Source organism: Fodinibius sp. GM108 (genome assembly GCF_058386985.1).
Genome location: NZ_JBYEIR010000005.1, coordinates 327,962 through 348,847, shown reverse-complemented (window position 1 = coordinate 348,847; position 20,886 = coordinate 327,962). Strand labels below are relative to the sequence as shown.

18 protein-coding genes are annotated in these 20,886 nt (G+C 44.0%); 2 read left to right on the top strand and 16 right to left on the bottom strand.

Annotated features, from left to right (window positions below; all coding sequences use genetic code 11):
• Nucleotides 1–6 precede the first annotated feature (6 nt).
• Nucleotides 7–2,130: a hypothetical protein gene (locus ACT3ID_RS11660; protein ID WP_491542212.1), complete on the top strand. Its 2,124-nt coding sequence runs from the start codon at nt 7–9 to the stop codon at nt 2,128–2,130.
• A 908-nt stretch (nt 2,131–3,038) separates the two neighbouring features.
• On the opposite strand, the gene ACT3ID_RS11655 is transcribed toward ACT3ID_RS11660, so the two are convergent.
• The 13 genes from ACT3ID_RS11655 to sufB form a co-directional block, all read right to left on the bottom strand.
• Nucleotides 3,039–4,064 (bottom strand): S66 peptidase family protein, encoded by a 1,026-nt coding sequence (locus tag ACT3ID_RS11655; protein WP_491542211.1) that lies wholly within the window; start codon nt 4,062–4,064, stop codon nt 3,039–3,041.
• Nucleotides 4,065–4,066: 2 nt separating this feature from the next.
• Entirely contained in the window at nt 4,067–4,666 is a 600-nt protein-coding gene (gene nadD, locus ACT3ID_RS11650) for a nicotinate (nicotinamide) nucleotide adenylyltransferase (protein WP_491542210.1), read from the bottom strand.
• Nucleotides 4,667–4,672: 6 nt separating this feature from the next.
• A complete protein-coding gene (locus tag ACT3ID_RS11645; RefSeq protein ID WP_491542209.1) occupies nt 4,673–5,545 on the bottom strand; it encodes an outer membrane protein assembly factor BamD in 873 nt (290 codons plus the stop codon).
• Nucleotides 5,546–5,561: 16 nt separating this feature from the next.
• Nucleotides 5,562–6,557 (bottom strand): polyprenyl synthetase family protein, encoded by a 996-nt coding sequence (locus tag ACT3ID_RS11640; RefSeq protein ID WP_491542208.1) that lies wholly within the window; start codon nt 6,555–6,557, stop codon nt 5,562–5,564.
• Nucleotides 6,558–6,610: 53 nt separating this feature from the next.
• A complete protein-coding gene (gene fni, locus ACT3ID_RS11635) occupies nt 6,611–7,642 on the bottom strand; it encodes a type 2 isopentenyl-diphosphate Delta-isomerase (RefSeq protein ID WP_491542207.1) in 1,032 nt (343 codons plus the stop codon).
• Nucleotides 7,643–7,713: 71 nt separating this feature from the next.
• Nucleotides 7,714–8,442, bottom strand: a complete 729-nt coding sequence (locus ACT3ID_RS11630) for an SDR family NAD(P)-dependent oxidoreductase (protein ID WP_491542206.1) — start codon at nt 8,440–8,442, stop codon at nt 7,714–7,716.
• 273 nt (nt 8,443–8,715) lie between these two features.
• Nucleotides 8,716–9,240, bottom strand: coding sequence for a DUF2480 family protein (locus ACT3ID_RS11625; protein WP_491542205.1), 525 nt, complete (start codon nt 9,238–9,240; stop codon nt 8,716–8,718).
• A gap of 3 nt (nt 9,241–9,243) precedes the next feature.
• A complete protein-coding gene (locus tag ACT3ID_RS11620; RefSeq protein WP_491542204.1) occupies nt 9,244–9,582 on the bottom strand; it encodes a HesB/IscA family protein in 339 nt (112 codons plus the stop codon).
• A 14-nt stretch (nt 9,583–9,596) separates the two neighbouring features.
• Nucleotides 9,597–10,148: a NifU family protein gene (locus ACT3ID_RS11615; RefSeq protein ID WP_491542203.1), complete on the bottom strand. Its 552-nt coding sequence runs from the start codon at nt 10,146–10,148 to the stop codon at nt 9,597–9,599.
• A gap of 90 nt (nt 10,149–10,238) precedes the next feature.
• Nucleotides 10,239–11,492 (bottom strand): aminotransferase class V-fold PLP-dependent enzyme, encoded by a 1,254-nt coding sequence (locus ACT3ID_RS11610; protein ID WP_491542202.1) that lies wholly within the window; start codon nt 11,490–11,492, stop codon nt 10,239–10,241.
• 6 nt (nt 11,493–11,498) lie between these two features.
• On the bottom strand, nt 11,499–12,827 hold the full coding sequence (sufD, locus tag ACT3ID_RS11605) for a Fe-S cluster assembly protein SufD (RefSeq protein WP_491542201.1): 1,329 nt from the start codon (nt 12,825–12,827) through the stop codon (nt 11,499–11,501).
• A gap of 16 nt (nt 12,828–12,843) precedes the next feature.
• Nucleotides 12,844–13,623, bottom strand: coding sequence for a Fe-S cluster assembly ATPase SufC (sufC, locus tag ACT3ID_RS11600; RefSeq protein ID WP_491542200.1), 780 nt, complete (start codon nt 13,621–13,623; stop codon nt 12,844–12,846).
• A 48-nt stretch (nt 13,624–13,671) separates the two neighbouring features.
• Complete coding sequence (gene sufB / locus ACT3ID_RS11595; protein WP_491542199.1) at nt 13,672–15,120, bottom strand: Fe-S cluster assembly protein SufB; 1,449 nt, start codon at nt 15,118–15,120, stop codon at nt 13,672–13,674.
• A gap of 452 nt (nt 15,121–15,572) precedes the next feature.
• Here sufB and ACT3ID_RS11590 point away from each other — a divergent pair, with 452 nt between their 5' ends.
• Nucleotides 15,573–16,469, top strand: coding sequence for a cytochrome c biogenesis protein CcdA (locus tag ACT3ID_RS11590; protein WP_491542198.1), 897 nt, complete (start codon nt 15,573–15,575; stop codon nt 16,467–16,469).
• A 115-nt stretch (nt 16,470–16,584) separates the two neighbouring features.
• Here ACT3ID_RS11590 and pta read toward each other — a convergent pair whose 3' ends face one another.
• The 3 genes from pta to ACT3ID_RS11575 all read right to left on the bottom strand — a co-directional run bounded on the left by pta (nt 16,585) and on the right by ACT3ID_RS11575 (nt 20,882).
• Entirely contained in the window at nt 16,585–17,568 is a 984-nt protein-coding gene (pta, locus tag ACT3ID_RS11585; RefSeq protein ID WP_491542197.1) for a phosphate acetyltransferase, read from the bottom strand.
• Between the two features lie 693 nt (nt 17,569–18,261).
• Nucleotides 18,262–19,116 (bottom strand): hypothetical protein, encoded by an 855-nt coding sequence (locus ACT3ID_RS11580; protein ID WP_491542196.1) that lies wholly within the window; start codon nt 19,114–19,116, stop codon nt 18,262–18,264.
• Nucleotides 19,116–20,882 carry a caspase family protein gene (locus ACT3ID_RS11575; protein ID WP_491542195.1) on the bottom strand — a complete coding sequence of 589 codons (1,767 nt, stop codon included), beginning with the start codon at nt 20,880–20,882 and terminating at the stop codon, nt 19,116–19,118. Before ACT3ID_RS11575 ends, ACT3ID_RS11580 begins: the two co-directional genes overlap by 1 nt.
• Between the last annotated feature and the right edge of the window lie 4 nt (nt 20,883–20,886).

Genomic DNA, 20,886 nt, shown 5'->3' with positions numbered 1-20,886 from the left:
ACCATTGTGGATTTTATCTTCCAAGGTTTCCAGTCTTCTCTGCCCTTCTGGGTATATCTGCTAATTTTTATTGCGACCTCTGCCCTTGCCTGGTGGTCGTACAGAAGTATCAAAGGTATTCGCAAGAGATATCGCTATTTACTAATTGCTCTCCGCTCGCTGGTCTTTTTTATCCTCCTACTTCTCCTGCTTAACCCGTTTTTTAGAACAGAGATTTCCTATTTCGAAAACCCGCGAATCCTGGTCATGTTGGATAACTCGGAGAGTACCGCAATTGAAAAAACTGATTACCAGGGAGCAGAAAGCTATGAGCAAGTGCTTGATGAATTGAATTTCGAAGATTCATCATCGGTCGATTACAACTTCTTTTTATTTGGGGATGAAGCAGAAGCCTCAAATCTCCAGGCACTCAATTTAGAAGCCGATCAGACAAATTTATTTAACGCCCTGCAAGCTATTCAAAGCAATCAATCTGAGGCCAGCGCGGCCATACTTATCAGCGACGGTATTTATACAACAGGACGAAACCCGGTGTTCGAAACATCAAACATCGATATACCGGTGTTTACAATCGGTCTTGGAGATACCACTTTTCAAAAGGATGTACTCGTCACCTCAGTCTCCACAAACTCAACGGGTTATCTGAACAGTACGCACCCGGTCTCCGCCACGATTTCAAGCAAAGGATTTGAAGGACAGTCGTTCCCGATAGAGCTTCGTAAAGGAGAAGAAATCATCGATACTGAAACCGTAACGCCTGTAATTTCTAACAGCTCGCAGGAAGTCTCTTTTGAACTACCTCTTGATGAGGAAGGTCTGCATCAATATAAAATTGAGATTCCCGAATTGGCTGATGAATGGACAGCAGCCAACAATGTGCAGCGTTTTTCGGTGGATGTACAAGATGCCAGGCAGCAAATATTATCGCTCGCCTTTGAAATTCATCCCGATGTAAAACTGCTTCGTTCTTTACTTTTGCAGGATCAAAATACTGATCTAACAAGCCGTACCTGGCTTCGTGGCAATCGTTTTATGGAAGGCGATTTCTCCATTGATCCCGACACAGTGGATCTTGCAGTAATTCACGGCTATCCTCAGACAGGTGTGCCAGATGATGTAGAACAACAACTGATACAGTTAGCAGAACAAGTGCCGATGGTTGTCACAGCCACCCCCTTATTTGATCCACAACGATTTGAGCAGCAAGTCTCGTCACTCCCTGTCTCAATTACTGGTGGCTGGAATTACTTTTCTGTTTCGATCTATCCGGAGGTAAAATCACCGGCTCATCCAATCATGGAACTGCCGGCAATCACATATGATCGTCTTCCTTCTCTTTCAGCTCCAATAAAAAACCTGGAAGAAGCTCCGGGAACTACGAAACTATTCAGCAGCAGCTTTCAGGGCGAAGAGACAGAAAACCCCGTTATTGCTGTTCAAGAAATCGGTAACAAGCGAATCTCTTTTGTTACGGCTTTTAACTGGTTCCGGCTCAATCAGCATAGTGATTCGGAAGTGCGCGAATTTGTGCAGCAGCTTTGGTCAAACATTATCAGCTGGACCGCCACCGATCCAGAAAATGAACTGTTGGATATACAGCCGGCCAAAACCACTTTTGCCGGCTCTGAACAAGTTGTTATCAATGCCTATTTAAACAACGAGCGCGGAGAGGCTGAACCCGATGGTACAATTGATATCTCTATCTCTTCTGATTCGATGGATGATCGTTTTTATACAATGGAAAATCACGGCGGCGGTGAATATCAGCTTAACCTCGGCACACTGCCCGAGGATATCTATTCGTTTGAAGCTACTGCACAGAAAGAGGATCGCACGCTCGATACGCAATCAGGTGAGTTTGCTGTGGCAAGTTCCAATGCGGAATATGTCGATATTAATCGCAATGACCAGCTCTTGCGACAGATTGCCCAACGCTCCGGCGGTAGTTATGTGCCTTTCGACTCGCTCACAGGATTCTGGAATCAGCTCGAACAACGGGGCCTCTTGGAACAGCAGGAAGACGTGCAAACCAATTTCTTTTATCCCTATCAGCACTTAGCGTGGTTTATTGTTGTGCTGGTTTTACTCGCGGGAGAATGGATCCTAAGAAAATACTTGTCACTGCCCTAGAGTTGTGAGGAGGTTGTACCTCCGAACAGCAATCCTCGGGAATACAACTCCCTCGGAATTTTTGACGGATGACCGAGGACGGTTGTTTGGTGAATATTTGGGCTCCGAAAATGCTCTCTATTCCTATCTCTTATTTCAACTGCTCTGCGGCTGAAATCTGTTCTGACGCTCTGCATCCGCAGACTCACCAAAAGGAACCAAACGCGGAGCATCGGGACGAGATGATTATTTTGTAGTCGGTACAGCACACGGTGCCGACAACCTATCAAGCCTCTTCACAGTTTTTCACCCTTCTTCTGAGGTGGAAAGATCCCGTAGAATATTGGTGAATAATTCATACAACCTCCCCGATCCCCTCCTTTTTTAAGGAGGGGATTTTTTTTACCAATTTTACAATTTCATTATTCCGGTATTAGAATCACGGCGGCTTTAGAATAGTGGACTGAAGCTAAGGGAGAACATATTCGGGACCAGCAAAGTAAAGACGACTCCGAATACTCGGAGCTTCGGGGCACAGGCTCGGCCGGATCGGAAATATTTGTTCCGTCTTTTGGCTTGATCACGTCGGTAGGCGGACATGGTCCAAAAGACTCGTAAAAGATCAAGGGCTTACTGCTCCCGACGGCTGTCGGGATACGTAGGCTGTACTAACGAAAACTATCCCATTTTCACGGTTCAATAAACAGGGGGCTCGGGGGAATCGGGGAAAGTTGCTTAAGCATAACTACTAGTGTAGAATAGCTATCCCTGGATTCCTACTTTAATATGGACAAAATCTACTATTCCCCCGACACTTTTTTGGTTCGTTTATTGGTGACAAAAAATGAACAGATACCTATTGTATTCAAACAAAAATAAAACTCCATTACGTAAGAGGGTAGAATTTTTGGGCGGGAAATCAAGCTAAATCAAGTGGTCGAAGGCTCTTTTAACATAATAGAACCACTTTGAGCATCAATTTCAGTTTTAATACCAACAGGCAGCGTCAGCATATTTTCGAGATGCCCGAACATGGCCCCGGAAAACGCCGGAATGCCAAGCGGCCTGATGTGATCGTCGAAAACCTGCTCAAGGGTAAGACTGTACTTATTGGAGCGTTCACAATCGGTACATTGTCCAAACACAAAACCGGATATCTGATCAAGGATGCCGTTAAGCTTCAACTGTGTCATCATGCGATCGATGCGGTAGATATCTTCGCCCACATCTTCAAGGAAAAGAATATTGTCTTTCCACTTCGGTAAATAGTCTGACCCCATCATCGATGTTAAAACGCTTAAGTTACCGCCCAGAAGTCGGCCACTCGCCTCTCCGGTGGTTATCACATAAAAGTCTCGGCACTCCTCACACAAATCTTTTTCAGGAATACTGAGCAGACTTGTTTGCTCATAACTAAGTGTCCCTTTGAAATTATGCTTGGTATAATCTGTCCAGTCGGATTTGCCGACCGGCCCGTGAAAAGTTATTAGTCCTGTTTTCACATGAATGGCCAAAAGTAGTGAAGTAATATCGCTGAATCCGATAAAAATTTTCGGATTCTTTTTTATCAGCTCGTAGTCCAGGAGATCAAGAATACGGTTACTTCCCCATCCTCCGCGAAATGCCATAATAGCATCTATCGAGTCATCAGCAAACATGTGATTGATGTCTTCGGCCCGCTGTTTATCGTGTCCACCCAGGTAGCCATACTGTTCCCTGGCATTGCTTCCCAGCTTTACCTTATAACCGAGATCTCTGACCTGCTCTACAATTTCATCATACTGTTTTTCCCGGGGCAGTCTGCTGGCGGGGCTAACTAATCCTATTGTATCCCCCTCTTTTAGCCTTTTAGGTTTTAGTATCTTATCTGGCGGTGAATCTATTGAAGAAACTTTGCTGAATATTGAGCCAAGACTACCGGCTCCCAAAAGTTTTAGGAATCCACTGCGACGCATAACTAATTTTGTAAGTAAAGATTTTCTTTTTTGATGATTTTATTCACTTCCTGTGGAACCAAATCAGAGATATCTCTCCCCTCTGCAATCCGATTTCTGATATCGGTAGATGAAATTTCAATCGGCCTGTGATCAACCAAATGCACTTTTTCGGCAATGTCGGGATCCAAATCCAGATCCTCAGTAGATGGGCGACTTACCACCAACAGCTCGCAAAAATCAAGTATTTGTTTCCAATTTTTCCACTTTTTGAAATTGAAGACCGAATCTTCACCGAGGCAAAGATAGAAATTATAGTCAGGATATTCTTTTTCAAGATATTTCAATGTTTGAACAGTATATGAAGGGCGTGGCAGATTTCTTTCAATTTCCTTTATTTTCACACCATTCATGTGACGAAAAGCACCCTGCAACATTTTTAAACGATATTTATAATCGCAAAATACCTGCTCAGTTTTATGAGGAGGCTCTGGAGTCAGCAGTATCCAGAGCTCAGAGATGTAATCAGAGTTCAAAAAAGAGCGGGCAATAGCCACATGCCCATTATGGACAGGATCAAAGCTACCCCCTAAAAGGCCAACGGCTTTACCAGAATTTGACATTATTTGTTATTCAGAATTTGAGCCTGAACTGTCAGCACTGGCTGTTGTATTTCTGGTTTCACTGCCTCCATCCAGATCCGCCAACGCAGAACGTGCTTCATCAACATAATCTTCAGCTTCTGAACGATACTCACCGTTCGGGAACAACTGCACAAATTTTTCATATGCTTCTACCGCTTTCTGGTATCGCTCCTGTTGCTTGCTTCGAATACTTCGGCTTGCATATGTGTTATAAGCAGCTATTTCATCCACCAGAGCCCGCTGTGCCCAAATTGTTTCTGGATAATTATCGATCGTCAAATCATAATAGATTATTGCCGCTTCGTACTGATCGGTACGCATATATAAGTCAGCCGAATGGTAATGCTTCTTGGCCAGTTTTGCACGCATCTCCGTGATATATTTAGCCGCTTCATCCACCCTCTCCGAGTTACTAAACCGAGAGTTATAAAGTCGAAATTTTTCGATGGCCTGACGAGTATACTGCTGGTCCAGCTTGTACCGCGGACTCAACTGATAATAGCAATATGCCTCCTTAAACTGAGCATCTTCTCGCTTTTCGGCTTGGGGATATAACGAAATATATCGTTCATACTCCGAAGCAGCGAGCAAATACCGGCCATGCTGATAGTATGATTCGGCCAGATAAAATTGTGCCTCCTGACCATAATCAGTGCCGCGACCTATTTCAACTACCGTTTCAAATGCCTGTGCAGCATTACTGTAATCTTCAGCTTGATACAGCTTCATTGCCTTTTTAAAAGCCACATCAAGCGAGTCTCCCCGCTTAATCAGGTTTTCATTTTTACAGGCTGTAAAGGCAGATAGAGCAAGTAAAATAATTGCAGTTCGAAGTGTAAACGTGTAAATCTTGTTCATTATATTTTATTTAGCTTCAATATTCACGAGAGATCAAACGATTTAAAAATGCGACAATTTCATCTTTGTAATCAGATGATTCAAAATCATCTAAATGATCCAAAGCGGCCTGATAATGATATAGAATAGCATTTTTGGTGTCTTCGACAACACCCAACGTATGATAAAGCTCAATGATTTTGTTGATATCTTCAGCATCGCTATTCTGACTACCTAATACCCTTGTTAGCACCTTTTTTTGCCGATCATCACACCGTTGTAACGCAAGCAGGGTAAGATATGTTTTCTTTCCTTCCCTGATATCTCCGCCGCGTTTTTTACCAAACTTATCGGGATCGGCAATAGCATCCAGCAGATCATCCTGAATTTGAAATGCAACGCCGGTTTTTTGACCTACATATTGTAGTTCATCGATCTGCTTATCTGTTGCCCCGGCAACGGCTCCACCTATAGCAAGCGATCCGCTGATAAGGGCAGCCGTTTTCCCTTCAATCATATGAAGGTAATCATCAACTGTTACATTACTGCTACTTTCAAATGCGAGATCATAAGCCTGGCCTTCGCAGACCGTTTCCGCGCTGTCCAAAAAAATGTCGAGTATTGTGCTGTACTGGGTCTTTGTATACTGATCACTGCGGCCGTAGTACTGCAGCTGTTTAAAAGCCTTTGCATACATCGCATCACCCGATAAAATAGCAGCATTCTGGTTCCATTTTTTATACACACTGGGTTCTCCACGACGGGTTTCGGCCCTATCCATAATATCGTCATGCAGAAGCGTAAAATTGTGCAACAGTTCAATAGCAATGGCCGCGGAAAATGCTTCGTCCGTATCACCACCACAAAGCCCACACCCTATCAGCGTCAGATATGGCCGTATTCTTTTTCCCGGCAGCGACAAGGTATACCGCACCGGATCGTAGAGCAAAGAGGGCTCGTCCGGCAGATTTAGTTCTGCCAGTTTCTCATCTATAAGATCTGATAGCTGTTTCTGTTGCTCGTTAATTTCCAACTTCTTTGGGTCTGTTTACAAAAGGCCAAATATAAACAAATTAGTGCAATATGTTACCCGGGAGACTGGGTTAATTTCAGATGTTTCGGCTCGAGTTCTGATATCTGTTCACATCCAAGCAGTGTAAGAATATTGACCAATTGTTTTTGCCATTTTCCATAGAGATTTTCGAGCCCTCTTTTCCCATCATCAGCCACAGCCTTAATGACTGGCTGAGCAGCAGCTCCAAAATCTGCTCCCAGGCACAGCGCTATAGCAATGTCAAAACTGGAGCGAACGCCGCCCGACGCTATAAGTTCAAAATCGTGCTCATTTTTCAACTTCTGAATTTGTAACACACAATCCAGCGTAGGCAATCCCCATTCATTAAAATCAGGATCGGGATTTTGATTGGAAGCGCGCTCATTTTCCACTTTGGCCCAGCTTGTGCCCCCCGCCCCTGCTACATCGATGACATCGACACCAGTAATAAGCAGACGTTTTGCTACTTCGGCTGAAATGCCGGCACCAGTCTCTTTAACAATAACGGGCACCGGGCTATCGGAACAGAGCTGACGTAAGCCTTCTTCTATACCTTTAAATTTTCGATCACCCTCTGGCTGCATCAGTTCCTGCAGTGGATTAAGATGCACAATCACGGCATCGGCCTCTATCGAATCGATAAGCAGTTCCAGCTCGTTTTGTGTCAGACCGCCAACAAGCTGTGCTCCGCCAACGTTTGAGGCAATGAACGCTGACGGCGCTTTTTCGCGAACAACAGAGAAAGAAGAGATAGCCTCTTCATCTTCAAGCATAATACGCTGGCTGCCTACACCAAAAGGCAGATTATACTCCTCGCAAAATTCAGCTATTATGGCATTTACAGCACCGGCATCGGTATAGCCGCCGGTCATAGATGAGATAAACAGAGGAAAAGCAAAGGTTCTTCCAAGCAGATCGGCTTCCGTTGAGACATCTTCTACATCAACTTCAGGCAGAGCATTATGGATGAAACGATAGTCTCCAAATCCCGTCGACGTTTGGTAGTTGACCTCACCGGAGGTAGTCAGCTCTACATGATCTTTTTTGCGTTGCTTGATAGACATCCTTTCCTATTCTCTTTAAAGTGTTCAATAAAATTACTTAGTGTTCTTAGTGTCTTAGTGTTAAAACCATTTTAAATCATATAACTACCGCCGTTGATGTGAAATGTCGCCCCGGTCATATGTGGCACTTTGCCCGAAGCCAAAAAAGCAACGAGTTCGCCTACTTCGTCAGGAGACGTAATCTCGTCAAAAGCCATTCCTTCTGTCAGATATTCTTCGCCATAAACTTCAATAGAATCCATAGCCATATCCGTTTTGATGAAACCGGGAGCGATGGAATAAGCCGAAATATCATCTTTACCAAAATCACGTGCTATACTTTTCGTCATAGCAACAAGCCCGCCTTTCGAGGCCGCATAAGCCGAATATTCCTGCGTATCACCGCGATAGGCTGCACGAGAGGCTACATTAATAAGAAAGCCGCCCTCCTCTTTTACCCATCGATTAAGGGCCCATTTACAAAGTAAAGCTGGAGCTCGCAGATTTACCTGCATCGTTTGGTCCCAGTTTTGAAGCCACGGCTCGTCGTCTTCTGAATAATCACAGTCCTGAAATATACCGGCGTTATTTACCAAAACATTCGGGACTTCTTTCCGCTGGAAAACCGATTTCAACTTTGACTCTACCGCCTCAAAATCTGACAGATCCACATACAGACCCTCAAACTGGGAATGATTGATGAATTCAGATGGGAAATCAGAGCTTCGGGCCGTCCCGATTACCCGACCATCTTCTTTAAGTAAAGATTTGACGATACTTTTTCCAATACCCCGCGATGCCCCGGTAACTAATGCGTACACGTTTGTCTGTTTTTTTAATTCAAGTTTTTGATGTAATCAGAAGGTAATGTATCGGATTTGACCTTACAAATATAACGTGAATATACCGTCTCATCAGGATATTTTTCTACTAGTAAATGCTTCCTTCTTTTACCTATGGATGAATCCGTGGGCTAAGAACATTTAAAAAGCTCACTTGAAGTGAGCTTTGGCTGGTTCCTCTTAGCAGAGCAAGGACAGGCTAGATCGAACAGTTGTAGATCTTGATCTTATATAATTTATGAGAAATGATGGCTATCCCCTGTAGACAGGCACATTAGAACAAGCTTCGCCATACATCAGCTTTTTGACATGTGGGATAAGCTTCTGAGTGGCATACAAGTAAATACTATCAGGCACGGGCTTTTCTTTACTGGAGCATCCTTTCAAAATTACGAACTTATCCTGGTAAGAGCTCCAATCGACATTCTCCAGTTTGCGCCGGTATAATTCAAAGAGCATCTCCTCTTCCTGGCCCTTGAAGACTTCTTCGGCATGTCCTGTTAGATGTTGGCCTACAAGCATATACGCCCATTTGGATATGATGGCATCCGTAGAGCAATAAACGCTCACATATTTTCCGTCGAACTGACTCCAGTCAAAATCTTCGAGCTGCTGACGAAAATCATCTTCTTTGAGGATCATCTCCTTAAACAGAAACTGCTTCAGGTCAAGCTCTGCTTTTGGAGTAGTATCATAAAATTTTTGCAGATCAATCGTGACAAGCTTGTCCGACTGCTTTACTTTATTAACAATTTCACCTTGCGTATCTGTAGCCATAACTTAGACAGAAAATGATTCTCCGCATGAACAAGTGCGATTTGCATTCGGATTGTGGAAATGGAAACCCTCTCCCTCCAATCCCTCGGTATAATCCAGCTGAGTTCCCGACAGATACAGAAAGCTGCGCATATCCACGACAAGTTTTACTCCTTTCTCTTCAAACTCCTGGTCTTCATCGTCGGATGAACCATTGCCCTTGTCAAACTCCAAATCGTATGTAAGGCCGGAACATCCACCGCTGACAACGCCTACACGTAACTTAGCATCATCCGAAACTTGCTGTTCTTCTCGGATCTGCTTTATACGTTCTGCTGCTCTGTCAGTGATTGAGATGGACATAAACTACTTATTACTTAAACTGATACAACTTGAATTTCGGGGTCAATTCGCTTGACCATACTTTCAATAGCGTAAAGCGTACCACTTGTCGCTGTAGGACAAGTTCCGCATGCGCCCTGGTAATGAACCTTCAATCTATTGCCGTCGAGGCCCAAAATCTTTAATCCACCGCCGTCAGCAAGAAGATATGGGCGAACCTGCTCGTCTAACAATTTATTGATCTCTTGCAGACGAGGGTCGTCAGTCTCCTGTACTTCCTTCGTAGCATGTACCTCATCATCCTCTTCTAAATCAGTTTGAGGCTTGGCCTCACGAATTGGCGGAGCAAGCTGACGCAGCAATTCTGACCAAACAGCGTCGCCATCCTGCGTTACCGTCACATATTTATCTACATAATAGACATTGATAACGTGATCGATTGCAAAAAGCGCCGATGCCAATTCATCATCTTCGGCATCGCTGGCACTTTCGTAAGATTTGGTAACACCGTTTGTCAATGGTTCTCCCAACACAAAGCGCATAGCGTCGGGATTGGGCGTGCGTTCTATTTCTTTAATTTTCGGCATAGCTTTCGGATATCAGCTTTAAATAATGTTCGTTATTTAGAACGAGTTTAAATATAATCTATTATACCTCATAGTGTCAATACTGAAGACTTATTCCTCAGTAAAGAAAGTCTTGGCTTCTCGGATACCTTCCACAAGGCGGTCAATATCATCTTTGTTATTGTAAAAAGAAATTGACGCACGGGCCGTGGCCGGTACATCAAATCGACGCATAGCCGTTTGTGCACAGTGATGTCCCGTTCGAATGGCAATGCCCTGCTGGTCCAGAATCGTGCCAATATCAGTAGGATGGATATCATCAAAAACAAATGAGATTACTGATGCCTTATCTCTTGCCTGTCCGATAATACGTAATCCGTCAATTTGGAGAAGCTGCTCAGTTGCGTAGTTGAGAAGCATCTGTTCGTGGAGCGCAATATTTTCCATGCCTATATCAGTGAGATAATCGATGGCAGCTCCCAAACCGATGCCGGCAGCAATAGGCGGCGTTCCAGCCTCAAATTTATGAGGCGTAATGTTATACGTAGTTTCTTCGAAAGAAACCTTGTCGATCATATCTCCACCTCCGCGGTACGGGGGCATTTCATCGAGATACTTCTTTTTTCCGTACAAGATTCCAAACCCTGTAGGTCCACACATTTTATGGGATGAAAAGGCATAGAAGTCGGCATCCATATCCTGCACATCCACGGGACTATGCGGTACCGCCTGTGCCCCGTCCACCAATACAGGAATATCTTTTTCGTGAGCAGCCGCTATCATCTTTTTAACGGGATGAATAGTGCCCAGCGCATTGGATACATGCCCGACAGCTACAATCGCCGTATCTTCAGTAAGAAGATTGACATATTCATCCCAGAGAATCTCCCCATTGTCATTTACAGGGATAACTTTAATCTCTGCCCCATGACGTTTCGCAGCCATCTGCCAGGGTACGATATTGGCGTGATGCTCAATCTCACTAACTACTATTTCATCCCCTTCTTCGACAAATCGCTCGCAAAAACTATGGGCAACAAGATTAATAGAATCCGTAGTTCCAGAGGTATATATGATCTCGTCGCTGTCAACAGCATTAATGAATCGCTGAACTTTTTCCCGAGTAGCCTCATAATAGTCCGTCGCCTTTTGGCTCATCGTGTGAATTCCGCGGTGAACATTGGAATGTTCGTTGCGGTGATAGCTGTCAATACGATCAGCGACCGGAGTAGGCATCTGGCTGGAAGCTGCGTTATCCAGATATACCAGCGGATTCCCCTTTACCTGCTGTTGCAGGACAGGGAAATCTTTGCGGATGCTGTCAAAATCCACATTTTTTGGTATGGTAGTAGCAGCTTTAGCCATGATAAATTACACCGTAAGTTCGGAATCTAATTGTCTTTCGGTAAACTTGTGAACTTCATCGACCAATAGCTTTTGAACCGAATCAACCGTAATATTTTCGATTGTTTCGAGGGCAAAAGCGTAAATGAGCAGCTCGCGAGCCTGCTGTTCATCGAGTCCGCGGCTCTTAAGGTAAAACAGCTCATCCTCATCCAGTTGCCCTACTGTTGCACCGTGAGTACAAACAACGTCATCGGCAAAAATCTCGAGCTGTGGTTTGGTGTTGACCAATCCTTTTTTCGAGAGCAACAGGTTTCGGTTCTCCTGGAATGAGTCGATCTTTTGTGCATCCTTACGGACAAAAATCTTTCCGTTGAATACGGAGTGTGCATTGCCGGTAATGACGCATTTGTGCAGCTGGTGGCTTTCGCAATGCGAGAACCGGTGATCCATCACAGAATGCGTGTCTGATACCTGATCTCCATCGATTAGTACCAGGCCGTCAACAGTAAACTCGACCTCTTCATCCATCTGAAAAATACGCGGCTCGTTACGCGAAAGTTTGGCGCCGCGTGTAATGGTATAAGACTCATAGTTTGCGTGATGCGCAACCGAAGCACCTGTTCGCGCCACATGGATAGCCTCCATGCTGTCGCGCTGTATCTTCGTATGCTTCACATAAGCATCTTCTTCCAGGTTGACCTCAACCACCGGCAGGTTAAAATATTTGTTGTCACCAAGCCCGATATGATCTTCAACAATTGTGATCTCGGAATCTTCGTCTGCAACAATAACGGTGCGGGACGTAGAGAAATAGTTCTCGTCGGCATCTGTCTGCACAAACAGCAGGTGCACCGGCGTATCTACTTTTTTCCCTTTCGGAACGTAGATGAAAGCACCGTCTTCCAGGAAAGCACTGTTGAAGGAAGAGAAAATATCGCCCTCAAAGTTGCCGTGCTGATCCAGGTGTTTTTCCAGCTGTGGATTTTCATCGGCCGCCAAACGGGCGATATTGCCGATTACCACATCCTCGGGCAGCGCTTCTGTTGAAGAATGTTCCTCAGAGAAAGCACCATTGATAAATACCAGTCTGGACTTCTGACTTTCAGGCAAATAATGCTCACTGAAGTCAGGAACATCAACTTCCAGGTTAGAAGCGAGCTCATATGAATCCCTATAAAGATCGCGAAGACTGATAAACTTCCAGTCCTCATCTTTCTTAGTCGGGAAAGGAGTATTACGAACCCCCTCGGCTCCCTTCAGACGAATTTCATCGAGCAATTTAGATTTTCCGTTCAGTGAACCTTGAAAGTTCAGTAAATCTTGTAGAAAAGTTCGTTCTTTTTGTTGCTTCACTTTCGTCATTTGATTATTACTGTTCTCCATTAACAGATACAGATGCAGTGTCCATCAGCCAGTCGTATCCTTCATCTTCGAGCTTGATTGCCAGATCCTTGTCGCCGGATTTAGCAATCTTGCCGTCGATCATTACGTGCACGTGATCGGGCTGTACATAGTCGAGAATACGCTGGTAGTGCGTAACAAGTACAACAGAATTATCCGCGCTGGCCATCTTATTGATACCATTAGCCACAATCTTCAGGGCATCAATATCGAGACCTGAATCGGTCTCATCCAGGAATGCCAGTTTTGGATTCAGTACTGCCATCTGGAAAATCTCATTACGCTTCTTCTCACCGCCACTGAATCCGGCGTTGATACTGCGATCGAGAAATTCTTCTTTCATATCGATCAGTTCGAGCTTCTCTTTGGCATGATCCTCAAACTGAAGCGGATCAAGTTCTTCTCTGCCCTGCTCGCGAGCAATGGTGTTATACGCCTGTCGCAGCAGAGTTTTGTTTGTTACACCAGGAACTTCGACGGGATACTGAAAGGCGAGAAAAATCCCGAGATGGGCTCGCTCATCCGCCTCAAGCTCCAAAATACTTTCTCCTTCAAATAAGATGTCGCCTTGTGTAACTTCATAAGCTTCATGACCGGCAACAACTTTGGAGAGTGTACTTTTCCCACTTCCGTTCGGACCCATAATAGCATGAATTTCACCTTTGTTGATCGTCAGATCAACACCTTTGAGGATTTTTTCTGAAGGGTCCTCTTCTACGCATACATGTAAATCTTTGACTTCTAACACGTTGTTCCTCTAATATTTATTTTGAATTTGATATGGTTAGCAAATTGATTAACCGACACTTCCTTCGAGTTTAATGCCAAGCAGCTTGTCGGCTTCAACAGCAAACTCCATAGGGAGTTTTTGCAGTACTTCTTTAGCAAAGCCGTTCACGATGAGGGAAATAGCATCATCCTCATCCATTCCGCGCTGTTGCAGATAGAAAATCTGTTCTTCACCTACGCGGCTGGTGCTGGCTTCGTGCTCGACTTTAGCCGTTGCATTGGCAGATTCGATGTACGGGAATGTATGAGCTCCGCAGGTCTGACCAATCAGCATGGAGTCGCAAACCGAATAATTTTGAGCACCGTCGGCACGGGGACTAATTTTCACAAGTCCGCGGTAACTATTGTTGGATTTACCGGCCGAAATACCCTTCGAGATAATTGTACTCTTGGTATTTTCACCGATGTGGATCATCTTGGTGCCGGTATCGGCCTGCTGACGCTTATTCGTTACAGCTACCGAGTAGAATTCGCCGACCGAATTATCTCCAGCCAAAATCACACTTGGATACTTCCATGTAATTGCAGATCCGGTTTCAACCTGTGTCCAGGAGATTTTGGAATTATCACCGCGGCACTGTCCACGCTTGGTTACAAAGTTGAAAATACCGCCCTTTCCTTCATCATCACCTGAATACCAGTTCTGAATGGTGGAATACTTGATTTCGGCATTTTCGAGTGCAACAAGCTCCACAACCGCAGCATGCAACTGGTTTTCCTGATACATCGGAGCCGTGCAGCCTTCAAGATAGCTCACGTGACTGTTGTCTTCGCAGATAATCAACGTTCGCTCAAACTGTCCCGACTGCATATTATTAATGCGGAAATAGGTAGAAAGCTCCATCGGGCAAACTGTATCTTCCGGAACATACACAAATGATCCATCCGAAAATACAGCTGAATTCAACGCCGCATAGAAGTTGTCACCTTTTGGGACAACCGTACCCATATATTTTTTTACAAGCTCAGGATGATCCTGGATTGCTTCAGAGATAGAGCAAAATATTACGCCCGCCTCAGCCAGTTTCTCTTTAAATGTGGTAAAAATTGATTCACTGTCAAAAACAGCATCCACAGCAATACCCTGTAGCTGCTTCTGCTCTTGCAAAGGAATACCTAACTTCTCATAGGTTTCCAGAATTTCGGGATCAACATCCTCCAGGCTTTCCGGTTTTTTGCCGTCCTTCTTTTTAGGTGAAGAATAATACTGAATGTTTTCAAAATCTGGCTTTTCATACTCAACATTGGGCCAGTCGGGTTCTTCCATCTGCTTCCACTTTTCGAAAGCTTCGAGACGGAACTCCGTCACCCATTCAGGTTCATCTTTACGGCGAGAAATTTCCCGGATGATATCTTCATTGATACCTGTGGGAAAATCTTCATATTCCACATCGGTGGTAAAACCATACTTATATTCACCACCTACCATGGATTCAAGTGCTTCAGTTTCACTCATAATAAGTTACTGCGGTATTTGTGAAGTTTAATGATTTAAATAAACGAACAATGGGACATGACACGGCGTTTCAATTATTTGGACTAATTCTAATTTAGCCGCCTGTCCAGAGGCACAAATATAAGCAAACTTCCGGGCAAACTAAACTAAATCCGTTTACTTATAATTGCCTCGTACTACTGCTTTAACAAGCTAATAATAGATAATTAGACGAGAATAAATCCAATTGAAAGAGCTTATTTTGAATATAGAAAAGATTTATTGCTTTTTAATCTGTGACTCGTGCCCTTTCCCTTAAAATGCCTGTTGCATTACAGTGTTATTTTGCCAAGATTTATTTTAAAATTGCATCAGTCAGTCCTGGTATTAATCCGTGTATTTAAACAACATATCAAATCTATAAGAGAATCATGGGATCAAATGCTGAATCTAATTTCCGGTTAAAATATTCCTTGAAACGCAGAATTATTTACACGGTTCTTGCGGTGCTGGCAGCTGTAGTGATTGCCGGTTTTTGGAATTATCACCTGGTAGACGGATTTGGAAAAGAAGTTGTAGCAGGCAATACGATTGGAGATACTTCCCAACTGGCTGATGATTATGGAGCAAAAGGAAGCTCATTCGGATTTATTTTTGCTGCAATTGCCGGGCTCGCTGCTACCTTTACGGCATGCAACTGCATTGTTTTTGCAATGATTCCGGGCCTTGCCTGTTCAGTTGACAAAAAATCAGGGAGAAATGCAGCCTGGAAAGCTTTTCGTTCGTTTGTATACGGTGTTTTAGTCATTACGGGTTTTTATGGAGTTTTTGTGGGATCTCTGGGAGCAGAAGGCATTGAAGCTTTAAATGAACGACCAGTCCGAATAGCTCAGGCTCAGGCAACCTTTACACTTTTGGGAGCAATAATGTTAATCTGGGGACTCTTCGAAATGGGATTTCTGGATCGTTTTAAAAAACGGTTATCAGATACTACCCGTGCTTTTCTGGGGCAAACATCGACCAAAGCTTTACTACTGGGTATTTTAGTAGGATTTTTTGCCGTGGGTCGCCCCTTCCCTGTTTTCCGGGAATTTTTGACTTATGCCGCCAGTGCCAACAGTCCGCTTTATGGTGCAGGGGTTATGATGATTCAAGGCCTTGGACAGATTGCAGTCATGGCTTTATTATTTGGACTTGTAGTTTGGCTGGCCGGAGAAAAAATAGGGTCTGCGGCACAAAACAAACCTTATAAATTTCGAATGATCAGCAGCATAGCCCTCATCACGGGTGGAGCTTATTTCATCTACTACTGGGGACTTGCTTTCGCTTTTGATATCGGCCGCTGGGGATTCAAGCTTGGCTGGTATTAAGAAGACGATCGGGCGGCTGGTCTTGCCGTCGGTGGATCAGAGTAACAAATAAATACAGTGGAAAGCAATTTTCAGCCGCCCGACCGCAAAATCAGCGGCCGGACGGACTAGTCAATTATTCACCCTCCATTAAAACAGCTACACACGCGGCGTTTACAATATCCTGCCAACTGCATCCGCGGGAAAGATCCATCATAGGTTTGGCCAGCCCTTGAAGGATAGGGCCTGTAGCAGTTGCACCAGCCAGACGTTCGGTAATTTTATAGCCAATGTTGCCTGCATCGAGGTTAGGAAATATGAAAGTATTCGCACGTCCGGCTACTTTTGAATCAGGAGCTTTCCGCCTGGCTACATCAGGCACAAAAGCGGCATCAAACTGGAATTCACCGTCTATGGTTAACTCCGGTGCTTTTTCTCTGGCTATATTCAAAGCATCTCTGACCAGCTGCACTCGATCGTGTTCAGCACTGCCCTTTGTGGAAAATGACAACATCGCCACCACGGGCTCCTCTTCGGTAAGCAATCGGTGCGTACGGGCCGATTCAATAGCGATATCGGCCAGCTGTTCTTTATTGGGATACGGCACTACACCACAATCGGCATATGTTAGCACTTTTCCGTTTTGCAACGCTATTAAAAAGATACTTGAAACGATCTCTGTTCCCTCTCGCAGACCTATGTTATGTATTGCGGCTCGTATCACCTCTCCTGTCGTAGCCACTGATCCCGCAACGCATCCGTCAGCAATTGACTCTGTAACCAAACCGGCCCCGAAATAAAGCGGATTTTTTAACTGTTCACGTGCTTCTCCTTTTGATATTCCACGATGCCTGCGTCGCTTATACAGGTTGTCGACAAGTTTATCAGCATAGTATGTATCATTTACTGAAATACAGGATAATGACTCCGCCAGCTTTATTCCCTCTTTGTCCGCCTGTTCTCGTATGTTTTGCTTTTCACCTATCAATACAGCTTCGCATATTTTCTGTCGCATCAGAAATGAGGCCGCTTTTAATACCCGTGGATCTGCCGTTTCCGGAAATACAATTTTCTTTCCCTTGTCCCCTGCCCTGCTTCTTATTTTTTGGATGACATCCATTATGTATGGTAATACCTTTCTCTTTTTAAATTCTTAGCTGTTCTATAATAACATTCTCTGGCTGTTAGCCCAACATCTCTTATAGCCTAACTCCTATCTCTGCCTACCGGCGGAAGGGAGAATTTTAGTTTGCCATTTCTGTCTATTGAAAAAATACTGATACAAGTTCAGGATTACAGTACGAGTCGCAGTTTTGTGCAATACTTAACCGCAGAGTTGCGCAGAGGAAGGCGCAGAGTCCAGCGGGAAGCTATTCCATCCGATGGCTGGGGTTGCCATCGGATGAATGGCAACGAATCCCTCCCTATCGTAAGCAGATCCTCTGTAGCATAGGTCTTAGAGGTTTTCTTTCACAGCCTGCGAACTATTTCCGGGAGATGGATTCGACTCCTTTTCGCTTACGCTCCACTCCACTCGCTGTGACATCACCGTTGTTTTTGTTTGGTGTAGGTTTTGCAGTATATAAAGGATTACGATACAAGTCATAGATTTGCGTCCGTTGTGTTTTGAAATCACTCAGTATCAGAACAAATTATTTCCCATCCTGGCTGTTTCAAGTGTCCAGGGCTTAAAAACTACAGGTGAAAAGCATGGACGCTTATCACTGAAATTTGGCGTTCATAAGCAGGAGCTTGGGAACGAGGTGCTTTCTCTGTGAAGAGCTCTGTGCCACTCTGCGGTAAAACAATATCGCTATATCAATAAAACGATTGCAATAATAGCAGTGACTATTCCCGCCCACTGTTTAACTGAAACACTATCACTCCAGATTAGAAGACCCAAAAATGTGCCTCCTAGTACATTAAGGATATTTACCACCGGATAGGCAATCGATCCGCTGATTTCGCCCAGCGCATAAATTAAAAATATGGCGGAGTACAAATTAGGAATACCAATAAGTGCTCCCAGGAGTGCTTCTTTTTTCCGGATGAGAGGGCCACTTCGGATCATGCTGAGAATAATCCCAATAACAAAAGCTCCCAAAAACACCAACCCCATAAACGTTAGCTCATTCAACGCCAGGCTAAATTCTTCTTCATAAATTTTCAGGGATGCATCCGCAAAACCGGAAAGCACAAAGGTAATCAAAAGCAACCATGAGGCATTGATGTTCCCGATCTGCACTTCATTCTTTTTAGGGATAAGCAATACGAGCGATCCAAAGACGAAAATCACGCCAAATAATTCAGTCACACCCAGATATTCAGCATACATAAATATTGAGATGAGCACTGGGATCAACAAAGATAAACGCATGGCAGCGATCGTTATACCCACGCCGTTTGTGTGGACAGACTTACTATAGACAACAAAGTTTCCAATAAAAAAAGCCCCTACGATGATACAAAAAAGGAAAAGATAAACCGTTTGTGAGGCGATGCCTGTTCCCCCGCCATTTGCTCCTACTGCCAGTGCAAATATTCCGGCTACAATATAATTGACTGTCAGTGTGTTGAGCGTGCTGAGTTCTTTTACCTCGGTAAGTTTTAACAGGTGAGCAACAGCAAGCGAACAAATTGAACTTAACAGAAGATAAAGGTAAGCCATCACTGTGGAACTAAATCCAGCGTAGTGCTGCCAATTAGTAACGGATCTTGCGGTCGATCATACAGTTTTCGTGCTGTATATGATACATTTCGCTCCAGATATTGATATATATCTGGCAATGAGGTTTTGCGTTGTTGCAAAGCTTTGCTGAAGAAATAGGGAAAAATATGATGTTTTTTGTCTTCGCCTGCCGTAGATACATACAGATTTGAAGGTTGCCTGAGACGGGATCCCATAAAAAGTGAGGCCCGTGGATGATCTGAAATAGGATCTGCAGTAGTTTCGATGAGGGTACGTTCTTCGTTTGCTGTGATACTGTTTTCCGAAAAATTCTGGCTGAAATCGATATCGCTTACCACCACTGTTTGAGCTGAGGATATAGAAGCTATTTGCTCATATATTTTTTTGAGGGAAATAACCGGCGGATCTTCGATTCCATTGATACCCAAAAATTCCAATTGTTTATCATCGCTATCGGTAGTTACTCTGCCATATCCACTCAAATAGACGAAAAGTTCAGTACTATCTGTTGATACAGAAGCGATTTGAGAAAGTATACCCCGGATTGCATCTGTATCCTGGATATCAGCCATTTCATAAACATTTTGTGGTTGATATCCCAAAGCGTTAGTGAGATAACTCTTAATCAGTCGCCCATCACGGTGGGTGTAACTTCGCTCTGGCAGATCCCCGGTATAACTTTCATTGGTAATGATCAGTCCAATAGCGCTGGAGGCATTATCCCGCAAAATGGGAATATTACTTTCTACATCGATGTTACCGAATGGCACACGTGGCACCGAAACAACCTGATCATCATCAATAAAGTCATCTGATCGCCATATCAGTTCGACATTTTCTTTCCGAACGTAGTTTTCGGAAATACCATACAGCACCTGGTACCACTCATCACTACTGAAATTGTTAAAATTCTGTATTTGAAGCTGACTACCCTTCATTAAATCAGCCAATACGTTATCGTCAGTTTCCTGCGGGCTATTCCGCAATTCTGTAAGCTGTGACGTAACCCGTGCATACGGCTGCAGAATATCCTCAACAGGATATTCGTAACGATACCTTGTATCTTCGAAGTTAACATCAATTGTAACAACACCCGGATCAGTTCCCGACAACTGTTGTTCGTTTAATATTCCCGCCAAAGAAATATTTAAAGATCCATTGGATAAGGATCTGTCATTATCTTCAAAAATTAGCTGCTCATTATGATTAACAGTTAGTGAAACAACTTTGTCTGTCTCTTCCGTTATTCTAACGGTATCGATCTTCATAGCCGATCCGGAACTCCGCAGATAGCGCTCCTCACCGGTGGGACGTGGCTCTCCGACTGGTTTCATATTCAGAAATCCCGAAATAGCCATCAGACCGCCGATTGCATTCAGCGTAACAGATTTTCCGGATACGGCACTGCCATTAAAGGTATCTGAGTTTGCCAGATAAAAAGCCATTCCCGCACCTCCCAACCCTAAAGCCAAGAAACCGGGACGAAGTTTATATTCCTGGATATTTCTCTGTATAAGAACACGCTGTGTATACTCGTACGTCCTTTCAGAATATAAATTCAGCTCAAAAACCGGGTTTTGTGGAGATATATCACCCGGCTGCATGAGCAGGTAATCTTCTTCTATCAACTCATAATCTTCCTCGTCTATTGCAGATTTTTCTTTAACAGTCCACCGGGCACTGGTACAGGAAGCTACTGCAACAGATATTACAAGTATAATTGCTATATGAATTACTTTTTCCAAGAGA